General features: G+C 65.6%; 19 protein-coding genes and 4 tRNA genes. 7 read left to right on the top strand and 16 right to left on the bottom strand.

Translation table 11 applies throughout. From position 1 onward, the window contains the following. Positions 1-40: 40 nt before the first annotated feature. From OHQ90_RS08460 to OHQ90_RS08435, 6 genes are all read right to left on the bottom strand, one after another. A complete protein-coding gene (locus tag OHQ90_RS08460; protein WP_328412712.1) occupies positions 41-742 on the bottom strand; it encodes a polyprenol monophosphomannose synthase in 702 nt (233 codons plus the stop codon). Positions 743-1,230: 488 nt separating this feature from the next. Next, entirely contained in the window at positions 1,231-1,413 is a 183-nt protein-coding gene (locus OHQ90_RS08455) for a hypothetical protein (RefSeq protein ID WP_328408850.1), read from the bottom strand. A 202-nt stretch (positions 1,414-1,615) separates the two neighbouring features. Continuing rightward, positions 1,616-1,692: transfer RNA gene (locus tag OHQ90_RS08450), tRNA-Phe, on the bottom strand. 59 nt (positions 1,693-1,751) lie between these two features. Then, positions 1,752-1,825 (bottom strand) — tRNA-Asp (locus OHQ90_RS08445). 28 nt (positions 1,826-1,853) lie between these two features. Continuing rightward, positions 1,854-1,926, bottom strand: a tRNA-Glu gene (locus tag OHQ90_RS08440). Between the two features lie 94 nt (positions 1,927-2,020). After that, positions 2,021-2,686: a TetR family transcriptional regulator gene (locus OHQ90_RS08435; protein WP_328408848.1), complete on the bottom strand. Its 666-nt coding sequence runs from the start codon at positions 2,684-2,686 to the stop codon at positions 2,021-2,023. Between the two features lie 870 nt (positions 2,687-3,556). On the opposite strand from OHQ90_RS08435, the gene OHQ90_RS08430 reads away from it, so the two are divergent. The 3 genes from OHQ90_RS08430 to OHQ90_RS08420 all read left to right on the top strand — a co-directional run bounded on the left by OHQ90_RS08430 (position 3,557) and on the right by OHQ90_RS08420 (position 5,671). After that, positions 3,557-3,629, top strand: a tRNA-Lys gene (locus OHQ90_RS08430). A 157-nt stretch (positions 3,630-3,786) separates the two neighbouring features. After that, the gene (locus tag OHQ90_RS08425) at positions 3,787-4,377 is read left to right on the top strand and encodes a DUF937 domain-containing protein (RefSeq protein WP_328408846.1); all 591 of its coding nucleotides are present in this window, start codon (positions 3,787-3,789) and stop codon (positions 4,375-4,377) included. A 328-nt stretch (positions 4,378-4,705) separates the two neighbouring features. Continuing rightward, on the top strand, positions 4,706-5,671 hold the full coding sequence (locus OHQ90_RS08420; RefSeq protein WP_328408844.1) for an acyl-ACP desaturase: 966 nt from the start codon (positions 4,706-4,708) through the stop codon (positions 5,669-5,671). A gap of 90 nt (positions 5,672-5,761) precedes the next feature. Here OHQ90_RS08420 and OHQ90_RS08415 read toward each other — a convergent pair whose 3' ends face one another. Further along, entirely contained in the window at positions 5,762-5,962 is a 201-nt protein-coding gene (locus OHQ90_RS08415) for a hypothetical protein (protein ID WP_328408842.1), read from the bottom strand. 745 nt (positions 5,963-6,707) lie between these two features. On the opposite strand from OHQ90_RS08415, the gene OHQ90_RS08410 reads away from it, so the two are divergent. From OHQ90_RS08410 to OHQ90_RS08400, 3 genes are all read left to right on the top strand, one after another. Then, a complete protein-coding gene (locus OHQ90_RS08410) occupies positions 6,708-7,574 on the top strand; it encodes an SDR family oxidoreductase (protein WP_328408840.1) in 867 nt (288 codons plus the stop codon). A gap of 155 nt (positions 7,575-7,729) precedes the next feature. Further along, positions 7,730-8,872 (top strand): tRNA dihydrouridine synthase DusB, encoded by a 1,143-nt coding sequence (gene dusB / locus OHQ90_RS08405; protein ID WP_328412710.1) that lies wholly within the window; start codon positions 7,730-7,732, stop codon positions 8,870-8,872. A 167-nt stretch (positions 8,873-9,039) separates the two neighbouring features. Next, entirely contained in the window at positions 9,040-11,214 is a 2,175-nt protein-coding gene (locus OHQ90_RS08400; RefSeq protein ID WP_328408838.1) for an LCP family protein, read from the top strand. Between the two features lie 369 nt (positions 11,215-11,583). Here the strand turns inward: OHQ90_RS08400 and OHQ90_RS08395 are convergent, their stop codons facing one another. Genes OHQ90_RS08395 through OHQ90_RS08385 form a run of 3 tightly spaced genes read right to left on the bottom strand, consistent with a single transcriptional unit; the run spans position 11,584 to position 14,248 of the window. Further along, positions 11,584-12,000 (bottom strand): Rieske (2Fe-2S) protein, encoded by a 417-nt coding sequence (locus tag OHQ90_RS08395; protein ID WP_328408836.1) that lies wholly within the window; start codon positions 11,998-12,000, stop codon positions 11,584-11,586. Next, complete coding sequence (locus OHQ90_RS08390; protein WP_328408834.1) at positions 11,997-13,178, bottom strand: ZIP family metal transporter; 1,182 nt, start codon at positions 13,176-13,178, stop codon at positions 11,997-11,999. Before OHQ90_RS08390 ends, OHQ90_RS08395 begins: the two co-directional genes overlap by 4 nt. A gap of 5 nt (positions 13,179-13,183) precedes the next feature. Continuing rightward, positions 13,184-14,248 carry a multicopper oxidase domain-containing protein gene (locus OHQ90_RS08385; protein WP_328408832.1) on the bottom strand — a complete coding sequence of 355 codons (1,065 nt, stop codon included), beginning with the start codon at positions 14,246-14,248 and terminating at the stop codon, positions 13,184-13,186. Between the two features lie 302 nt (positions 14,249-14,550). Here OHQ90_RS08385 and phoU point away from each other — a divergent pair, with 302 nt between their 5' ends. Continuing rightward, positions 14,551-15,213 (top strand): phosphate signaling complex protein PhoU, encoded by a 663-nt coding sequence (phoU, locus tag OHQ90_RS08380; protein ID WP_328408830.1) that lies wholly within the window; start codon positions 14,551-14,553, stop codon positions 15,211-15,213. A gap of 168 nt (positions 15,214-15,381) precedes the next feature. Here the strand turns inward: phoU and pstB are convergent, their stop codons facing one another. The 6 genes from pstB to OHQ90_RS08350 form a co-directional block, all read right to left on the bottom strand. Then, positions 15,382-16,158, bottom strand: coding sequence for a phosphate ABC transporter ATP-binding protein PstB (gene pstB, locus OHQ90_RS08375; RefSeq protein ID WP_328408829.1), 777 nt, complete (start codon positions 16,156-16,158; stop codon positions 15,382-15,384). Between the two features lie 18 nt (positions 16,159-16,176). Then, positions 16,177-17,079, bottom strand: a complete 903-nt coding sequence (gene pstA, locus OHQ90_RS08370) for a phosphate ABC transporter permease PstA (protein ID WP_328408828.1) — start codon at positions 17,077-17,079, stop codon at positions 16,177-16,179. After that, positions 17,079-18,050, bottom strand: a complete 972-nt coding sequence (gene pstC / locus OHQ90_RS08365) for a phosphate ABC transporter permease subunit PstC (RefSeq protein WP_328408826.1) — start codon at positions 18,048-18,050, stop codon at positions 17,079-17,081. Before pstC ends, pstA begins: the two co-directional genes overlap by 1 nt. 88 nt (positions 18,051-18,138) lie before the next feature. After that, positions 18,139-19,254 (bottom strand): phosphate ABC transporter substrate-binding protein PstS, encoded by a 1,116-nt coding sequence (gene pstS, locus OHQ90_RS08360; RefSeq protein ID WP_328408824.1) that lies wholly within the window; start codon positions 19,252-19,254, stop codon positions 18,139-18,141. A 245-nt stretch (positions 19,255-19,499) separates the two neighbouring features. Then, entirely contained in the window at positions 19,500-20,393 is an 894-nt protein-coding gene (mshD, locus tag OHQ90_RS08355) for a mycothiol synthase (RefSeq protein WP_328412709.1), read from the bottom strand. Positions 20,394-20,395: 2 nt separating this feature from the next. Beyond that, on the bottom strand, positions 20,396-21,163 hold the full coding sequence (locus OHQ90_RS08350; RefSeq protein WP_328408822.1) for a winged helix-turn-helix transcriptional regulator: 768 nt from the start codon (positions 21,161-21,163) through the stop codon (positions 20,396-20,398). Positions 21,164-21,327 lie beyond the last annotated feature (164 nt).

Raw genomic sequence — 21,327 nt, 5'->3', positions numbered from 1 at the left:
GCCCCGCATTCGAGTACGACGCGGGACCCTGGGCGTTCGGCTACACCTTGCGACCGAAGAGCAGCTTCCACGGCATCAGGGCCGACTCCAGCTGCACCTTGAGGCTCATCTTCGATGCGCCGAGGGTGCGCTCCTCGAAACGGATCGGCACCTCGGCAATCGTGATGCCCTGTTTGATCGTCCGATAGTTCATCTCGACCTGGAACGAATAGCCGTTGCTGCGGATCGAGGCGACGTCGATCGCGCGCAGCGTATCCGCCTTCCACGCCTTGAAACCGGCGGTGGCGTCCTTCACACCGAGCCGCAGAATGAGGTTCACGTAGAAATTGGCCCACGACGAGAGCGCCTTGCGATACCACTTCCACTCCGCGGCGGTCGACCCGCCCGGCACGTAGCGCGATCCGAGAACCACGCCGGCATCGGTGGTGGTCAGCTTCTCCAGCATGGCCGGAATCACCTCGGCCGGATGGGATAGGTCGGCGTCCATCTGGATCACCACGTCGGCACCTTCGTCCAGCGCCCGGGTGATCCCGGCGATGTAGGCCCGGCCCAATCCGTCCTTCTCGGTGCGATGCAGCACGCCGACGACGTTCGGCAGCTCGACCGCCAACTTGTCGGCGACCTCACCTGTCCCGTCCGGCGAATTGTCATCCACCACGAGCACATGCAGGTCGGGCACTGGCAGCGCCGTCAGCCGCTCCACCGCAACCGGCAGATTTTCCCGCTCGTTGTAGGTCGGCACAACAACGGTAACCCTCAAGGGTCGCCCTCCCTGCTCACCTGTCAGCCCCGAGCCCACGACAGGACCCCGAGCATTCGTCTGATTTCAGGAAACCGTACTTGATCGACCTAAACAGCACCTGAGCGCACTCCCCGACGTTCCGTCAACTTTCGTCCCACCTCCGGGGCCGAACCAGATACCTGTGCAACAGTCGCCCGGAAATGCCTCGGGCGCACCGACATTCTGTTGCCTGCACCACGGCCGGTCCGCTCGCCAAGCTTTTTCTGGTTCACACCCGAACGAAACTGCTCGACCTTCCAGCGAGCTGCTCGGCGTGCCGGACGACGACAAGGACCCATTTCGCTCCTGGACCGCCGTCGTCGTCAACGACTCGGCCAGCATCGAGACGATGCCCGTCGGCGACGACAAGACGCACTTCGCGATGGTCTGACCCGGTTGTGCGCGGCGCCCGTCGTGTCACAACGACGTGCACCGCGCCGCGGTTTTCCTCATTCGCCTTCGCGCCACGACCGATCCCGCGCATCCTCACGCTCATTGCGCGCACGCACAATCTCCAACGCCCGCTCAGCGGTGGCCTGATCCGGATACGGCCCCATCCGATCCCGGAACCAACACTGCCGCCCCTGCTCGGCCCGGTTGTGCTTCAGGCAGTAATACCAGCGCTCAGCCATACCCCCAGCATCCCACCGATCCCCCAGCCGATCCGAGATTTCGGGCAAAGCCCGACACAACCGTTGGCCTGGGACGAAGGTGACCACATCGGAGGGCCCGATGGCCAAACGTGTCCTGAGCCGGGAGCCGGACGTAAATCCCGATCCGAACAATGGAGGTATGAAACGCGAAAATCCCCCTGACCAGCTGGTCAGAGGGATTTGGTGGCCAGGGCCGGGATCGAACCGGCGACCTTCCGCTTTTCAGGCGGACGCTCGTACCAACTGAGCTACCTGGCCGCAGGCACCCGTATTGAATGCCATACGCGAAGTGCCGGATTGCTCCGGCACTTATCTTGCGACCCTGACGGGACTCGAACCCGCGACCTCCGCCGTGACAGGGCGGCGCGCTAACCAACTGCGCCACAGGGCCTTGCGTGCTACCAACGATCCGAAGACCGTACCCCCTACGGGATTCGAACCCGCGCTACCGCCTTGAAAGGGCGGCGTCCTAGGCCGCTAGACGAAGGGGGCTCGTCCTGGATTCCTCCAGACCGGCTTTCAACGGGTGTCCGTTGGGAGCTCGGTTAGCTTATGACAGACCGGTAGCGCTTTCCAAACCGGCTGGTCACAGCCCTAAACCGAGGTCTTCTAGGCGAGCTCGAGCCTGCCACCCATCCTTGCGGAACTTCTCGGCCCACTCTGGAGTGGCCATGGCCTCGACGATCACCTCGAGCGCCTCCTGGAACCTGGCGCGCAGATCCGACCCGCCGCCGAAGAGGTCCACCATGTAGCGCTGACCCGCGAGTGCGGCGGCCAGCGTGCGGGTGAAGCGATCCGGGTCCGCGTCGGTGCGCAGCTGCCCTTGCTCGACAGCACGGATGGTCAGCATCCTGGTGGCGCGGCCGAGAATCCGTCCACCACCGGTTTGCACGTCCCGATAGAAGTCGGGCTCGATGATCAACCGGTACTCGGCCTGGACGATGATGTCGTGCTCCAATCGCAGCGCCATCTCGTCGATCATGCCGTGCAGGATGTCCAGCGCACCGAGATCCGTTCTGATGAGCCAACGTTCGGCCGAGGCGCGATAGCGCTCGACCGCCGTCTCCAGTACGGCGCGAGCCAGATCCTCCTTGGAATCGAAATGAAAGTACATGGCGCCCTTGGTCGCGCGCGATCCTTCTAATATGCGGTTGAGCGATGCAGCGGCATAGCCGCTCTTCCCGAACTCAACGGCGGCGGACCTGATAATCGCCGCGCGTGTCCGGCGGGCCCGCTCTTGCTGCCGTGCCATGCTCGAAACGCCTCCGAAGCCTAATCGCCGCCAATCGATGCCCCCAAAGGAACAGACCCTTGGCGCGAAGTTATGAGTTTTATCAATACTTCAAACCGGGTTTTCGCCCAGTTTCAAACTTTCGGTACGAAAACTTGCGAAAAACCTCAAAAACACCAGCTGGTATAGTTTTCCTGCCCGGGTGCGCCGCAGGGGGTGCGCACCCGGGTATTTCTTCGTCTCGGATCTGCCTCCCCCGGCGTCGATTCGTAGTTCGCCACGATCGGCCATACCGGTCGCGACACGTTCGAACACAACAACGATCGGCCGAATTCCGGAACGCCGGGCAAGACGGCGATTCTTCCGGCATTCACCAAGTCGTCACCGTACCCGGAATCGTCATCCGACACGCGGCAAACTGGAGAGTAGGGTTGCAGGCAGACTCGACTATCTGTTACGGCAAACATCTCGCAATCAATTCGGGTCGCCTGCTCGATTTCCGAATTCGACAGCGTCGCAGCCACGTTCACCCGAGTCGACCGGCCGACCGATGACGTGTCCATTCGACGCGCGGCACCAGCTCGCGCCGACGACGCGCTCCCCCGAGCTTCGGCCCCGCGCCCCCCGCAAATCCAAAGACTTTGGTAGGCAACATGTTTCGATGATATCCATGTCTCGGCGAAATGAACAAAGCTGGGTACCAAATGTTTACCGGCAGCATCGTCGCGCTCGCACCCTTTGTTACCCGCTGCCACACCGCCTCTCGGCGCGTGCCACACCGCCTCTCGGCGCGGCCGGCACGGCGCAGGCACCGGCCGCACCCGGCGGCATGGGACGCGCCGCCGCCCCGGTTACCGGATACGCGCCAGGCCCACTACACTGTCCCTCCGCGCCCCTATAGCTCAGTTGGTAGAGCTACGGACTTTTAATCCGCAGGTCGTAGGTTCGAGCCCTACTGGGGGCACCTTGTCGGGCGTCCGGTTCCGTACCGGACGCCCGACCTTTCTCATCGATGGGCGACGCGCCCGCTCCGGCCATCAACACCACACCGCCCGCGGGCTTTCCCCTACTGTGGGCGCGTACCTGTACATCCGGGACACCCTCGACGACAGGCGGATCTGATGACTTCTTTCGATGATTTGCTCTCCCAGGTACCCATCGCCCAGATCGCCGAGAAGCTCGGCGTCGACCAGAGCACCGCGACCAACGCGGTCAAGGCGGCGCTGCCGACGCTGCTCGGCGGATTGCAGGCCAATGCCACCCAGCCGGAAGGCGCCGCCTCGCTGGTCGGCGCGCTCGACAACCACGGCGACCTCGTCGAAGGCGAGGGCCAGGTCGATATCGATGAGGTCGACGTCGCGGACGGCTCGAAGATCGTCGACAACGTCTTCGGTGCAGAGAAGAACACGGTGATCAGCGCGCTCGGCGCTACCGAGGGCACGGGCGGCAACGACCTGGTGTCCAAACTGTTGCCGATGCTCGCCCCGATCGTGCTCGCCTATCTGGCCAAGCAGCTGACCGGTGGCGGCGGTGGCACAGGCACACCGCAGACACAGACAGGCGGCGGTGCCATCGGCGACCTGCTCGGCGGGCTGCTCGGCGGCAGCAGCAAGAGCGGCGGCATCGGCGGCGCGATCGGCGAGGCACTGGCCAAGAACGCAGGTGGCCCTTTGCGGGACGTGCTCGGCAGTCTCTTCGGCGGCAAGCGCTGAAGCAGCGCTGCGACACTCGATGTCGGCCGTGCGAGCCGGTCCTGCCGCCAGCGGCAGTCCCGCATCAAGGCACACTGTGTGATCGAGCACGATGGGCTAACAACTCTCGGCCCGTAGCGATATTCCCCTCGTTGCGGGCCGAAGCCATAGACTCGACGCGGTCGCCGAGCGCCAACGAAGGCGTATGACGTGTATCACCAGGGCATCGATTGCCAGGCAGATGCGTTTCGCATCACACTTACGGTGCCGTAAGGTATGGCCGCATCGGCACGGTCCTACCTTGGGGGGACGACCTGCAAGAGCGCACGCACACATGAAGGGCATATGCATGGCAAGGGATCTGACTCAACTCGAGCTGCTCACGGAGTTGGAGCCGGTTGCCGAAGAAAACGTCAACCGGCACCTCTCCCTGGCAAAGGAATGGCATCCGCACGACTATGTCCCGTGGGACGAAGGCCGCAATTTCGCGGCACTCGGCGGGGTGGATTGGGACCCGGAGCAGTCCCGGCTGAACGAGGTCGCCAAGGCGGCCATGATCACCAACCTGCTGACCGAAGACAACCTGCCCTCCTACCACCGTGAGATCGCCGAGAACTTCTCTCAGGACGGCGCATGGGGCACGTGGGTGGGCCGCTGGACCGCCGAGGAGAACCGCCACGGCATCGTCATGCGCGACTACCTGGTTGTCACGCGCGGCGTCGATCCGGTCGCCCTCGAAGAGGCGCGCATGATCCACATGACCAACGGCTTCGCCTCGCCCACCGAGGCCGACGCGGGCTTCCTGCACTCGGTCGCCTACGTGACCTTCCAGGAACTCGCCACCCGGGTCAGCCACCGCAACACCGGCAAGGTCTGCGACGACCCGATCGCCGACCGCATGCTGCAGCGCGTCGCCGCCGACGAGAACCTGCACATGATCTTCTACCGCAACATGTGCGGTGCGGCGCTGGATCTGTCGCCGGATCAGTCCATCGAGGCGATCACGTTGATCCTGGAGAACTTTCAGATGCCGGGCGCAGGCATGCCCAACTTCCGTCGCAACGGCGTGCTGATGGCCAAGCACGGCATCTACGACCTGCGCCAGCACCTCGAGGAGGTGGTGCAGCCAGTCCTCAAGAAGTGGGACATCTTCGAACGCACCGACTTCACCCCCCGTGGTGAGGCGGTCCGCGATCGACTCGCGATCTTCCTGGAGAAGCTGGCGGGCGACGTGGTCAAGTTCGAAGAGCAGCGCGACCGCATGCTGGCCCGCGAGGCGAAGAAGCGCGAGCTGGCCGGGGTTGCCGCGGGCTGATCCCCACCGACATAAACGCGCCGCCGCCCGGATATCCGGGCGGCGGCGCGTTTATGTCCCGCTATCTCGTTATTGCCATGGTCAGCTATTTCATCGGGGCAGTGCACCGTCGACGCCGCCGACATCGGTGATCTTCCAGCCCGAGTTCTTATCCAGCGTGACGTTGTAGGTCACCGAGGTCTGCGCACCCTCGGGGCTTTGCGCATTCGTCGAACTCACGTTGACGAATACATTCACCTTGAAGATGCCGTCCTGTTCCGACATCACCTTTGCGGTGATCGGCGTGGCCATCGAGGTCCACTTCAGCGGCACCAGAATCTGTTCGAGTTCGGGCCCTGTCGCCTCGAACTTGTTAGCCAGCTGCGGCGCGGTATTCGCCTCCAGCTTCGCGACCCAGGCATTGATGTCCTGATAGTTGACCGTTGCCGCGCCGACCGAGTATTCGGTGGCGACCTGCTCGGCTTTCCGTCGTCCGCGGCGTGATCATTTCGCTGGGTTATATCGTGTCGAGCCGACCACAGCAGTCCACTCAGCACACAGACCGCGACGACGAGCACAGCAATGACGGCGCCCCGGATTACCGTCGAAATCCGGATCGACACCGTTCCCGGGCGGGCGGGCTTCGCGGCCGATGCTGCCGCGGTTGGCGATGCGGTTGTCTGTCCCGCCGTCGGCGCGCCTGTCGCGGCGTCGTCCCCGCCCGTACCGGTGTCTTCGATCCGTGCTGTCATGCGACCTCTCGGATGAGTCTGGTGTGTCGAGACGCTCCCACCGCCAACGGCAGGTGTTACTCGCAGTACGGAGCTACTGAGGTCGGATAACCGCGCCGTAGGCCCCTCGACCCTGCGGCTATACCGCCGCGCGCGCCGGCACCGCGCTTCGGCCGAACTATGCATGGCGAATCCGCCGACGATTCCGGCTGCGAACCTCGACACTTGGGGTATCCGCGCCGAACGAGCAGCGCAACCGGCCGCGAACGGCGCGCTGCGCTGCACGGCCACATCCCACGGGACGAGCACGCAGGAAGGCCGAGAATATGACCAGCACAGCGAAGGACGCGACCCCACTCGCAGGCAAGGTCGTCGCGATCACCGGCGGCGCGCGCGGTATCGGACGCGCCACCGCGGCAGCCTTCCTCGCCGCGGGCGCCGCGGTCGCGATCGGCGACATCGATGTCGAGTTGGTCGCCAAGACCGCGGCGGAGCTGGGCGCGGACCCCGCTGCCAAGATCGTCGGACTGCCGCTGAACGTCACCGACCGTGCCTCCTTCGCCGCCTTCCTCGACTCGGTGGACAGCGAGCTCGGTCCGCTGGATGTGCTGGTCAACAATGCCGGCATCATGCCGACCGGCCTGTTCGCCGACGAAGACGAGGCAATGACCGACCGCATCATCGACATCAACCTCAACGGCGTGATCCACGGCTCCCGACTGGCCGTCAAACGATTCACCGACCGCGGCAGCGGCCACCTCATCAACATCGCCTCCCTGGCCGGAACCCAAGGCTTCCCCGGCCTCGCCACCTACTGCGCGACCAAGCACGCGGTGGTCGGCTTCACCTCGGCGCTGCACCTCGAGATGAAAGAGCACGGCGTGCACGTCGGCGCGGTGCTGCCCGGCATCGTGCGCACCGAGCTGTCCGCCGGTGCGAATATGCCGAGGTGGATCACCCCGCTGACCACCGTCGACCCCGAAGACGTCGCCGCGGCCATCGTCACATCGGTGCAGCGGGAGAAGCCGATGGTGACCGTGCCACGCAGGCTCGCCGCCATCATCAAGTCGGCACAGCTGCTGCCCTACCGTGCACAGCTCGCAGTGGCCCGATTCACCGGTGCGACAACCGCTTACGCGCAGCCGGATGCCGCGGTGCGGGAGATCTACCACCGTCGACTCCGGGGGGAGTAGGTCCTTTCGGTCGGGCTCGGGGACTGCTCGGTCGACGGCGACTCGGCTGCTGGGTGGGCAGGTCCGTCATCAGGTCAGGGAGTGAATCAGCGCACGTCGCGCACCAGCAGCTTCGGGGTCTGGCGGCCCCTGATGAGACACTGGACGGCGTGACGATGACTACCGAGGCGAAGACCACGCTGCGGATCGGACCGTATCCGGTCGATCCGCCGGTGGTGCTGGCGCCGATGGCGGGCATCACGAACTTGGCATTCCGCAAGCTGTGCCGCGAGTTCGGCAGCTCCACCTCGATCTATGTCTGCGAGATGATCACCGCGCGCGCAGTGGTCGAACGCAACGAGAAGACGCTGCACATGATGTCCTTCGACGAGGACGAGCACCCGCGCTCCATGCAGCTCTACGGTGTAGACCCGGCCACTCTCGGCGAGGCCGTGCGCATCATCGTCGGTGAGGGGTGGGCCGACCATATCGATCTGAACCTCGGCTGCCCGGTGCCCAAGGTCACCCGGCTCGGTGGTGGCGCGGCACTGCCCTACAAGCGCGCCCTGTTCAGCAGAATCGTGCAGGCCATGGTCAGCGGCGCCGAATCGGCGGGCGTCCCGGTGACGGTGAAATTCCGTATCGGTATCGATGACGATCATCTGACCTATCTCGACGCGGGCCGCATCGCCGAGGCCGAGGGCGCCAAGGCCGTCGCGTTGCACGCCCGCACGGCCGCACAGCGGTATTCCGGCCAGGCCGACTGGACCGCCATCGCCAGGCTCAAGGAAGCCGTACAAACGATCCCGGTGCTCGGCAACGGCGATATCTTCGCCGCCGCCGACGCCGTCCGGATGATGGACGAAACCGGTTGCGACGGTGTCGTAGTCGGCCGCGGCTGCCTCGGCAGGCCGTGGCTGTTCGGCGAACTGCAGGCGGCGCTGCGCGGCGAGCCGCTCCCGGAGGCCCCGAACCTCGGACGCGTCGGCGAGGTGCTCTACCGGCACGCGGCGCTGCTGTCCGAGCACCTCGGCGAGGACAAGGCCATGCGAGATCTGCGCAAGCACATGGCCTGGTATCTGATGGGTTTCCCGGTCGGCGCGGATCTGCGCCGGTCGTTCGCCACGGTGTCGCGGCTGACCGAATTGCAGGATCTGATCGGCCAGCTCGATCCGGACGCCCCGTTCCCGCGGGACGCCGAGGGGCCGCGCGGACGCCAGGGCTCGCCGGGCAAGGTCGCGTTGCCGCACGGCTGGCTCGACGATCCGGAGGATCCCGCGGTACCGGAGGGCGCGGATCTGATGCACAGCGGCGGCTGATTTCAGCAGGCCACGCACCACGCGAAACACCCGTGTGGCCTATTCGATTTCCCGCTGGGCTGGCTCGTCGTGGCGGAATCGTTATCATTGGCGGAATCGGTCATGCCGGGCGAACCCGGCTCGGACTCGATAAGCCATGCGGCGTAGACGAAAAGTGAGGTTCGTTGGTGGGTGACGATCGGCACGGGCGTTCGCCTCGGCCCGGAGATCGCGCCCCGTGGGAGCGGTATCCCACGGCGGATTACAACGAGCGTGACGACACGCGGTCATCCCGGCGGTCCAGGCATACCGACGCCGAATCCGGCTCGGCACCGCTGACAGTTCAGGACCTCGTCCAGAAGGTCGACAACGAACGCGGCGGCCGCAGGCGCAGGGCGGCTACCGAGGGCGAAGCCGCGCCGACCGGCCGGCCCGCCCGGCGTCCCGAGACCGCGCGACCCGCCGACAGCACGCCCCCGCGCGAATCCGGCACCCCGCAAGCACGGCCCGCAGGCAGCGCGCCGCAACGACCGACCGAACCGGCGCGGTCGGCAGGCGTCACCGGCGCCCGCCGCGCAGTGGCCTCCCCCGTCGTCGACGACATCGCGGGCGCACCGTCCGCCACCCGCCCCGCCGCCCGGCGCACCGCCGAGGACCCCAGGCGATCGGCATCGTCCGCACCCGGCGCACAGGAACCACCCGAGGTCGTCACCGACATCATCCCGCCGGTCAACGAACCCGCCAAGACCAAACGCCGCGGTGCCGGATGGCCGACGACCGCATCCGATAAAGGTGATCGGGCCGCACAACCGAAGACGGTCGGCAATCCACCGCTGTCACGGCTCGCGGCGTCCAAGCAGCGCCGCAATAAGCGGCTTCAGATCGCCGGACGCGTCAGCGTTTCGATCTGCGCGGCGGTCGCGGTCCTGGTCACCGGCGGAGGCTGGAGCTATATAAACGCGACCGCCAACGGCTTCAACCAGGTCGAAGCGATCGACGACAACTCCGAAGACGTCGTCGACTCCGGCGCTCAGCTCGGCGACGAGAACTTCCTGCTCGTCGGCACCGATACCCGCGCGGGTGTCAACGGAAAGCTCGGAGCGGGCACCATCGACGACGCCGAGGGCGCGCGCGCCGATACCGCCATGCTGGTCCATATCCCCAAGAACCGCTCGCGCGTCGTCGTGGTGTCGTTCCCGCGCGACCTCGACGTGACCCGGCCGCAGTGCAACGGCTGGGACAACGACAAGGGTGATTACACCCAGGAAACGTTTCCCTCCGCGATCGGCGACAAACTCAACGCCGTCTATGCCCTCGGCGGCCCCAAATGCCTCGTCTCGACGATTCAGCGACTGACAGGCAGCACCATCAATCACTTCATCAGCATCGACTTCGCCGGCTTCGAAGCAATGGTCGATCAGGTCGGCGGTGTCGAGGTCTGTGCACCGAAGCCGGTCAGGGACGAAATTCTCGGCACGGTCCTCGAGACAGCAGGCAAGCAGCGGATCAACGGTGAGACCGCGTTGAATTATGTGCGCGCCAGGCATGTCTACGGCGAGGAGCGCAGCGACTATGACCGCATCGCCCGGCAGCAGCGGTTCCTCGCCTCACTGCTACGCGGTGCCCTGTCCAGCAAGGTGCTGTTCGATCCGGGCAAATTGAACGGTTTCATCGAGGCATTCAAAGCCGCGACCTTTGTCCACAGGGTCGAACCGAGCGATCTGCTGACTCTCGGGCGGTCCCTCCAGAAGATGGACGCCGGTGCGGTGACCTTCTTGACCATCCCGACCGCGGGCACCACCTCCTACGGCAACGAGATCCCGCGCGAGTCCGACATCAAGGCCATCTTCAAGGCGATCCGAGACGACCAACCGCTGCCCGGTGAGAAGAAGGTCGCGCCCGCGCCCGGTTCGATCCCTTCGGCTCCCCCCACGCCGCCGAAGCTGATCGCCGTGGATCCGAGCACGGTGTCACTGCTGGTCTCCAATGGCTCGACCACGGTAGGCGCGGCGAACAAGGCAGCCACCAAATTCGGCAACCAGGGCTTCCCGATCTACAACACCGCCAACTACTCCCTCGGCAACTCGGAGGTGGCCTCCAAGGTCCGCTACGGGGCCGGACACGAGGCCGAAGCGGCCACGGTGGCCAGCTCGCTACCCGGAGCGACGATGGAGCAGTCGAGCGATCTCGGCGGCATCATCGAAGTGGTGATCGGCGCCGACTACACGGGCAACATCCGCCCGCCGACACCGGTGGGCGATCCGATCTCGAACGTCAACATCAGCACCTCCTCGTCCCCAACGCCGGTGGCACTTCCCTCGGACCTGGAACACGTCAACGCTGCCGACGAAACCTGCAAGTAGCAGCGGCCCGAGCCGAGGTGAACGCACGTGCCTCGGGCAGGTGGTCTGCGATGGTATGCACAGACAGCCTGTCCCGCTGCGCAGACGCACCTTCGGGCATTGTCGGCCCCCGCTATCGGACGACTATCTCGGTGGCTTCGATGGCAACAGTCCGAGCGGCCAGTGGCTCGCGAACCAGGCCACGCAGCACCGAACCGTCAGAGATGCTGAATTTGCTTCCGTCACAGGGATACTCGATGGCCCGCCGTGCCGCCGCAGCACCGCGCCGACCCGCCGTCGTCGATGACATGGTGATCTCGTCACTGTTGTGGACGACGATTCGGCGCCACGCAACGAGCACGCGGCAGACTCACCTCCAGACAGCGGTCGTCATCTGACGACGATCTCGGTCGCCTCAATAGCGACAGTCCGGGCGGCCAATGGTTCGCGAGCCGGGCCACGCAGCACCGAACCGTCAGCGATGCTGAATTTGCTTCCGTGACAGGGACACTCGATGGTGTCGCCGATTTCGGCGACGGCGCAGCCCTGGTGGGGGCAGACGGCCGAGAAGGCGCGGACCTCACCGGGGGTCGGGTGGGTCACCACCAGACCTTGCTGTGGAAATATCCGTCCGCCGCCGATCGGAATCTCGGCCAGCGAAACCCGCAACGGCCCGGAATACGCACTGCCGCTTGCACATCCGGCGGCAACTATAGCGGCGGCAGCGCCGGCTCCGAGCAACACGCCGCGCCGCGTGCACCCGGCGCACGGCGGTGGATCGGAATGCGGTGTGGCACCGTTGTTCATGCGGCCACCAGCAACCCGGTCGAGTACATCACCAGCAGTCCGACCGCGACGCCACCGAGTGCCATCGCGTCGAAACTCCGGCCGGCCGATTCACGCAGGCTGGGGGCGATCTGCACGATGACCTGGATAATCGCGCCGACGCCGACGCCGAGCAGCAGGGCGGACAGCTCGGCATTGTTCACTGTCGCACCGAGAACGGCGCCCACGATGGCGGGGGCTCCGGCGATCAGTCCGAGACCGAGCAGGGTCAGCAGTGGTGGACGTCGCTCGGTCAGTGGTGACACGACCGCGAGGCCCTCGGTGGTGTTCTGGATGGTGAAACCGATGACCAGGAAGGTGCCGAGCGCCAATTCGCCTACGGCATAGGCGGATCCGGTGGCCAACCCCTCTCCGAGGTTGTGCAGGCCGATACCGATGGCGATCATCAGCGCCAGCCGCACGCCGGCACCGCCCGCGGCCTCGGCGGCCCGGCGGCGGTTGCGCAGCCACTGATCCACCGCGGTCAGTCCGAGGAAGGCAAGACCCGCGCCGAGCACGACCAGGGCCGTGCCGCCGAACGCACCACCGGAGCGGCCCGCGAGCTCGAAGCCTTCGCTGGCGCCTTCCCACGCCAGAAACGCCAGCAGACCCACCGTCACGGCGAGCAGCACCCGCACGGCTCGGCTGCCCGCGACCCGCATGACGGGCAGAAACAACATGCCGAGCACGACGGGGACGATGCCGACGTAGATCCCGAGCAGCGCCATCAGGCCGAAGAACGACGCGTTGGGTTCCGGTGTGGTGACGGCCAGGGGGACGTCGTGTTCGATCACCAGACCGGTCGAGGTCAGCATGGAAATCTTGTAGGGCTGGCCGTCCTGCCACGGATAGTCCAGTCGTAACCGGGCCGAAGCCAATCGGCCGATCGGCTCGGTCGGGCCGGTGAAGTCGATGTATGCGTCGTTGACGAAAATCTGGGCGATCGACACCGCGTCGGGCCCGGTATTGCGCACCGTCAGCTCGATTGCACCGGGTGTGAGTGTGGTGTGCTCGACCGCGATCTCTTCCACGGGCGGGCCGGTCCGTTCGGGCAGGGTGCGCCCGCCGAGCAGGGCCAACCCGGCCAGTGCGATCGCCAGGAGGGCGACCGAGATCAGTCCCAGAATCCACGGCCTGCGGGTGTGCACGGTGGCGGTCATCGCGATTACTCCGTCACCTCGAACATGCCCATCCAGCCGAGTTCGGCGAACTCGGTCTTGTGAGCGTGGAACATGTACCGCCCCAGGTGCGGGAAGCGCAGCTCACAGATGCCGCGCTGGCCTTGCCCCTGCACGATGGTGTCGGTGTATTCCGTTGGCTGCAACCGGGTTCCGGTGGGGTAGTAGTCGAAGAAGTTCCCGTGGATGTGGAAGCTGTTGACGGGGTCGTACTCCAGCACGTTGACCAGGTAGATGCGCACCAGTTCGTTGCGCTTCACCCGGACCGGCTCGTGCATGAAGTGGAACGGAATCCCGTTGACCGCGTAGAGCTGGTTGCCCTCGCCATCGAAAGTCGTGTTGTAGCCGTGCATCACCATCACCATTTCGTCGGCCTGCGGCCGGGGCTGCGGCGGATCGACGATGAAGGTCCCGTACATGCCGCGGGCGATGTGTTCGGCCAGTGGGCCGACATGACAGTGGAACAAGTGCAGGCCGAACGGTGTCGCGTCGAACTGGTAGGTGAAGCTCTCGCCCGGGTTGATGACGCCGCGACCGATACCCGGAATGCCATCCATCTCGGCGGGGTGGATGCCGTGGAAATGCAGCGTGTGCGGGTGGTGCGAGCCGTTGGTGAAATGGACCCGCAGCAGATCGCCCTCGCGGCAACGCAGGGTCGGGCCCGGGATCCGCGAGTTCAGCGTCCACGCCGGGAAACGCACTCCCGGCGCTATCTCTATGTCCTCGTCACTGGCGAAGACCTCCCATTCACGCACGGTCCGGCCGTCCGGGCGCGTCGAGGTCTTGCCGTAGTCGAAATCACGGAGGACCTCGGTCGGGTCGAACCCGTTAGCGGCGTGATCGACGACTGCGCCCTTACGGAACGTCGGCCCGTCGACCCCGCCGCCGTGCGCACTCGTATTCGGGTGGTGTGCGGGATGTCCGGGTGGGGCCGGCGGCGAGTCCGCGGTGGCTGGGCCGTAGTCGCGCAGCGGCAACGCTCCGAGTGCGAGCCCCGTCGAAGCCGCGACGGTACCGCCGAGCATGAACCGGCGCCGTGTTGAAGATGTCATCCCAGCCTGTCGTAATTAGAGCGAGCGATTTCCATAGTTTGGCAGGCCGAAAATAATCTTTCAATAGTCCGAATACGAACTGGTCGCCTGGTCATGACGGGTCCGATGTGCGGCAAAACAGCGATGGTCACATCGAATCCGATCCCGGACACGCCGCGGTTCGATATCGCACCCGCGGCTGCCGCGCACAATGCCGGAACCAGGGCACTGCTCTCAGCTGCGGCAACACCAGCGCAACGACTGGCACCACTCATTAACCCTGTGTTCGTGACTAGGTCAGCGCAGGGCACTAGTGTCTGATCATGCGTGTCATCTACAACGAGCAAATGGCCGATCTTGCCCACCTGCTGGGCGAGATGGCCGGCCTGGCGGGTTCGGCCATGGACCGGGCCACTCAGTCACTGCTCCAGGCCGACCTCGCCCTTGCCGAGTCGGTGATCAGCGAATACGACCGGATCGCGGAACTGATCCAGGACGCCGAAGAGAAGGCGTTTGCCCTGCTTGCGCTGCAGGCGCCCGTCGCGGGCGATCTGCGACAGGTGGTCAGCGCCATCCAGATCGTCGCCGATGTGAACCGGATGGGCGCACTCGCGCTGCACGTCGCCAAGGTCACGCGACGCCGCCACCCCAACCATGCCCTGCCGGAATCGGTCAACGGCTACTTCGCCGAAATGGGCCGCATCGCGGTGAACATGGGTGCGGGCGCCAAAGAGGTACTCGAGACCCGTGACCCGGAGCGTGCGGCGCAGCTCAACGAGGACGACGAGGCGATGGACGACCTGCACCGTCACCTCTTCACGTTGCTGATGGATCGCGACTGGAAGTACGGCGTCGCCGCGGCCGTCGACGTGACGCTGCTGGGCCGCTACTACGAGCGCTTCGCCGACCATGCCGTCGAGATCGGCCGCCGCGTGATCTTCCTCGTCACCGGTGTCCTCCCCGCGGACCCCGACGCCGAAGCGTAACCGCCTCGCCGGTTTCCCGCCGCCGCCCGGCTCGCATTGCGAGCCGGCGGTCGAGGGCGCGGATGAGTTCCGGGCGTACCCGGGTACCTACGAAATCAGTTGTTGCGCAACACGCTCGAGCACGACAAAGGCCCGCACATCGAGTGCGGGCCTTTTGTCTGTCCATGCTTAACCGAAGCGGCCGGAGATGTAGTCTTCCGTCGCCTTCTGGCCCGGGTTGGAGAAGATCTTCTCGGTGTCGTCGATCTCGATCAGCCTGCCGGGCTTACCCTGGGCCTCCAGGTTGAAGAAGCCGGTCTGGTCACTCACGCGCGCGGCCTGCTGCATGTTGTGGGTGACGATGACAATGGTGAATTCCTTCTTCAGCTCGGTGATCAGGTCCTCGATCGCCAGGGTGGAGATCGGGTCCAGCGCCGAGCACGGCTCGTCCATCAACAGCACGTCCGGCGAGACCGCGATCGCACGCGCGATGCACAGCCGCTGCTGCTGACCACCGGAGAGGCCGCCGCCCGGCTTGTCGAGCCGGTCCTTGACCTCGTTCCACAGGTTGGCGCCACGCAACGAGCGCTCGGCGACCTCGTCGAGCTCCTTCTTGTTGCGCACGCCCTGCAGCTTCAGCCCGGCCACCACATTGTCGCGAATCGACATGGTGGGGAACGGGTTCGGCCGCTGGAACACCATGCCGATGGTGCGGCGCACACCCACCGGGTCGACCTGCGAGCCGTAGATGTCTTCGCCGTCGAGCAGCACGGCGCCCTCGACGCGAGCGTTCGGGGTGACCTCGTGCATCCGATTGAGCGAGCGCAACACGGTGGACTTACCGCAACCCGACGGCCCGATGAAGGCAGTCACGCTGCGCGGCAGCACCGACAGCTTGACATCGGCAACCGCATGGAATTTGCCGTAATAGATATTCAGGTCTTTGACGTCGATCCGCTTGGCCATCTGAGTATCCGTTCGCTTCTATCGGTTCCGCGTGAGCAGCTTGTTGACGACCGCCGCGGCCACGTACAGCAGCGCGATGATCAGGATCAGCGTCAGCGCCGCGCCCCACACCCGCAGTCGGCCTGCGGGTTCCGGGTTCGACAGCTCTTGGTAGATCAGCAGCGGCAGCGAGGCCATATTGCCGTCGAAGAGGTCGGTGTTGATCGACTTGCTGTAGCCGACGAGCACCAGCACCGGCGCTGTCTCGCCCATCACGCGGGCAAGGGCGAGCAGGATGCCGCTCAGCATGCCGGGCAATGCGGTCGGCACGACGATCCGCAGGATCGTCTTCCACTTCGGAATACCTAGAGCATACGACGCCTCGCGTAGCTCGTCGGGCACCAGCTTCAGCATTTCCTCGGTGCTGCGCACGACCACCGGCAGCATCAGCAGCACCAACGCGAGAGACACCGCGAAGGCGCTCTGCGGGAAGCCGAACGTGGCGATCCACAGTGCGAAAATGAACAGCGCCGCGACAATCGAAGGCACACCCGCGAGGATGTCCACCATGAAGGTGGTGGTCTTGGCCAGCCAGCCGCGCCCGTATTCCACCAGGTAGACCGCGGCCATGATGCCCAACGGCACCGCGATGACCGCGGCCACCGCGGTCTGCACGATGGTGCCGTAGATCGCGTGGTAGACACCGCCCGCGAACTGATCGGGCAGCACGCCCTTCTGCGACTTCTCCCACCAGCTCAGCGAGGTGATCGCCTCGAAGCCCTTGGTCACCACCATGAGCAGGACCCAGACCAGCGGCACGAGCGCGATGGCGAAGCAAGCCCAGACCACACCGGTGGCAAGGTTGTTGCGTATCCGGCGGCTCGCGCTGACATGACGGAAGGTCGGCGCCTTGACCGGCTTGTCGAGTGTCGTCGTGGTCATTATCCGTTCACCCTTCCACCGGCCACCAGACGTGCCAGCGCGTTGACGACGAAGGTCAGCGCGAACAGCACGAAGCCGGCCGCAATGTAGGCGCCGGTCGGCAGCGGCGAACTGAATTCCGAAGCCGCAGAGGCGATCTTGGAGGCAAAGGTGAAGCCACCGTCGAACAGCGACCAGTGCCCGGCCTGTGCGGAAGTCCGCAGCACGAGCAGCACCGCGATCGTCTCGCCGAGGGCGCGACCGAGGCCGAGCATGGAGCCCGCGATGACACCGCTGCGACCGTAGGGCAGCACCGTCATCCGGACCATCTCCCACTTCGTCGCACCGAGCGCATGGGCGGCCTCGATGTGCGCGGCGGGAGTCAGATTGAAGACCTCACGCGAGACCGAGGTGATGATCGGCAGGATCATCACCGCGAGCACCACGCCCGCGGTGAAAATCGTGCCGCCGCCGGAGATCGTGACGTTGCCGTCGGAGAACAGGAACAACCAGCCGAGGTTCCGGTTCAGGAACGTCTCCACCGGCTCCAGCTGGGGCGCGAGCACGAGCACGCCCCACAGGCCGAAGACGATCGACGGCACCGCGGCGAGCAGGTCGACCAGCATCGCGAACGGACGCGCCATTGTCTTGGGCGAGTAGTGGGTCAAGAACAGCGCGATGCCCACACCGACGGGCACCGCGATCACCAAGGCCAGCATCGAGCTCAGCACCGTGACCATGAGCAGGTCGCGGATGCCGAAGCGTAGGTGGTCGGCGTTGTTGGTGACGAACTCGGTACTGGCGAAGAAGTTCGCCTCGTTCGCCATGACCGAGGGCCACGCGCGGATCAGCAGGAACAGCGCGATCAGCGCGATGGCGGCGACGATGGTGGCACCGGCTGCCGTGGCCAGCGACCGAAAGATGATCTCGGCCCGCTGGCTGTGGGCAGGACGAACCTTCTTGGCCGGTTCGGTGCTCGGTTCACTCGGCATAAGGGAAGTATCTCCAGCCGCCCGCGGGCCCGTCGAGTCCGACGAGCCCGCAGCGGTCACCTCAGGGTGCACGGTCATGACGATGCGATCAGGAGATGGCGTTGATCGCGGTGGTCAGCTTGGTCTTGAACTTGTCCGGGATCGGGATGTAGCCGCTCTCGTCAAGGCCCTTCTGGCCGTTGGTGGTCGCCGAGGTCAGGAAGGCCTTGACCGCCTTGGCAGTGTCGGCATCGGCGTACTTCGAGCACACGATCTCGTAGGTGGGCAGGATGATCGGGTAGGCGCCCGCCTCGGTCGGCTTGTAGAACGAGCTGGTGTCGAGCACCAGGTCGTTGCCCTCGCCCTTGAGCTTCACGCTGTCGATGGCCTTGCCCGCGGACGCGACGGTCAGCTTGACCGGGTCCTTGCTCGCGGAGGTGACGATCTGCGCGATGGACAGGTTCTGCGACTTCGCGAACGACCACTCGTTGTAGGTGATCGAGTTCTTGGTGCTCTTGATCGCGGCCGAGGTGCCTTCGTTGCCCTTCGCGCCCTCACCGACACCGCCGGCGAAGACCTTGCCCGAACCCTTGCCCCACGCGCCGTCGGATGCCGCATCGAGGTAGAGCTGGAAGTTGTCGGTGGTGCCCGACTCGTCGCTACGGAAGATCACGGCGATCTTGTCCGAGGGGAGCTTGGCGTTCGGGTTCAGCGCCTTGATCTCCGGGGCATCCCACGTGGTGACCGCGCCGTTGAAGACCTTGGCCGCGGTCGGGCCGTCGAGCACGAGGTCGGTGACGCCGTCGATGTTGTAGGTCACGGCGATCGGGCCGAAGACGGTCGGCAGGTTCCATGCCGGGGCGCCGCAGCGCTCCTGAGCCTTGGCAGGCTCTTCCTTCTTGGCGCTCAGCGGCGAATCGGAGCCACCGAAATCGGTCTGGCCGCCGAGGAACTCGTTGACACCGGCGCCGGAGCCACTCGAGGTGTAGTTCAGGGTGTTGCTATCGCAGTTGGCCTCGTAGGCAGCGATGAAACGCTCCATGGCGTTCTTCTGCGCCGACGAACCGCTGGCCTTGAGGGCCTTCTTGCCGCCGCAGGCGACGCTGGTGTTGGCGGCGTTGCTGGTGTCACTGGTCGAGGAGTTGTCGTCGCTGCCACAGGCGGCGAGAGTCATCGCTCCGACGGCCAGCACGCCGACGAAGGCGCTGCTGCGCTTGAAGTTCACTATTCCTCCGGGGAATCACGTCCGACACGCCCGGTCCCTCACCGGCCCGGGCGGGTGTTGTGGTGCCGTTCGCGAGGAACTTGCGCACCAGGCAGCTGCGCCGCCCATAAGTAACGTAGATTCGCCCGGTTGACAGTTGGACCAAGCTGAGTGAACGCCGAGTGAACAGCCCGGCGCGATTGAGCCCGGCAGGTGTGAGATTTGCCCCAGTGTTACTCGAGCAACCCCACCGGGCCGCTTTCTATTCAGTCACGGGCCGCATAGGCGACATCGACATGCGCGGGAGCGAATCCGAGCCGGGTGTAGGTGTGCACGGCCGCGGCGTTGTCGGCCTCGGTGTAGAGCAGCACCTCGGCGAGATCGCGTTCGCGCAGGTAACGCAGTCCGGCGAGAGTGAGCAGGCGGCCGAGCCCCCGACCCTGCGCCGCCGGATCAATGCCGACCACGTACACCTCGCCGATCGCCGGGTCCTCGTCGTAATGCACCTTGGTCCAATGGAATCCGAGCACACGACCGGGATCGGCGGCAGCGGCCGCGATGAACAGGCCCTTCGGGTCGAACCACGGCTCGTTGCTACGGACCTCGATATCGCGCTCGGTCCAGCCGCCCTGTTCCGGATGCCAAGCGAACGCGGCCTTGTTCACCCGCAGCAGTTCGGCGTCGTCGGCAGGACCCGCGTAGGTGCGCACCACGATCTCCGCCGGGACCTCCAGCTCGGGTAGCTCAGGTGTAGCCAAAGCGCGTCGCATCTGCCACAGCTCGCGCGCGGTCACCAAATCCAGGCGGGCCGCGACGGCCTGCGCCTGGGGCCGATTGCCATGCGCCCAGACCCGAGTGCCGGTGCCGCCTGCGGCGAGCGCTGCGTTGACGAGCTGGGTCCCGATGCCGTGGCCACGAGCGGCCGGATCGACCGCGACCTCGGCCATCGCCGGGTGCTCACCATGCGCGGGAACCAGATTCACGTAACCCGCGATCGGGCCGTCGTGATGCACGATCAGGTGTCGTGCGTCATCGGCGGCGGTCAACGACAACACGGCCTGCTCGGAGATCGGGGCGACGCCGTCGGCGACGGTCGCTCGGTCGAGCAGTTCACGCACCGAACGCGCAGCATCGGCATCGACTTGTTCGATCCAGCGCATCGTCACTGCGGCACGGAGCCGTTCACGGGCGCGAACGGAGCTTCGTCGGTGCCCTCGGTCTCATCCTCATGGAACGGGACCGGCTCACCCTTGGCGGCCGACCTGGACGGCCGCACCGCCTTGTAGCCGACATTACGCACGGTGCCGATCAGCGACTCGTATTCACTGCCGAGCTTGGCGCGCAGGCGACGCACGTGCACGTCGACCGTGCGGGTGCCACCGAAGAAGTCGTATCCCCATACCTCCTGCAGCAGCTGGGCCCGGGTGAACACCCGGCCCGCATGCTGCGCAAGGTACTTGAGGAGTTCGAATTCCTTATAGGTGAGATCGAGCGGGCGCCCACGCAGCCGAGCGGTGTAGGTGCCCTCATCGATCACCAACTCACCGAGGGTGATCTTGCCGGTGTTCTCCGGGCTTGCCACACCACCGGTTCGACCGACCAGCAGCCGCAATCGGGCGTCCAGTTCGGCGGGCCCGGTGCCGGGCAGCAGAATGTCGTCGAGGCCCCAATCGGCGTTCACAGCCACCAGGCCACCCTCGGTGAGCACAGCGACGACAGGCACCGACGAACCGGTGCTCCCGAGCAGTCGGCACAGGCCGCGCGCGGCGGCCAGGTCGGTGCGCGCGTCGACAAGTGCCACATCCGCGGTGCCTGCTTCCAGCAGGGACGCTACCTCGGTCGGTGCCGGACGCACGTTGTGCGCCAGCAGCGCGAGCGAAGGCAGTACCGACTCGGGGTTGGGGTCGGAGGTCAACAGGAGCAGCTCCACAAAGCCCTCCTCCCATCTCGTCGCTCCGACGACAACAGCAGTAACCGCCGAAGCCACGTCGCTAATCACAGGTAATCGGTGCAAGATTAGCGCGTGAACCCCGATTACCACGCCATCCGGGTAAGCAACGCATAGGCAATACCCACAACAAGCTGCCAGTTGGG

Source organism: Nocardia sp. NBC_00403, assembly GCF_036046055.1.
GTDB lineage: Bacteria > Actinomycetota > Actinomycetes > Mycobacteriales > Mycobacteriaceae > Nocardia.
Note: the sequence above shows the minus strand (reverse complement) of the source record. Positions and strands in the feature narration are given on the sequence as shown.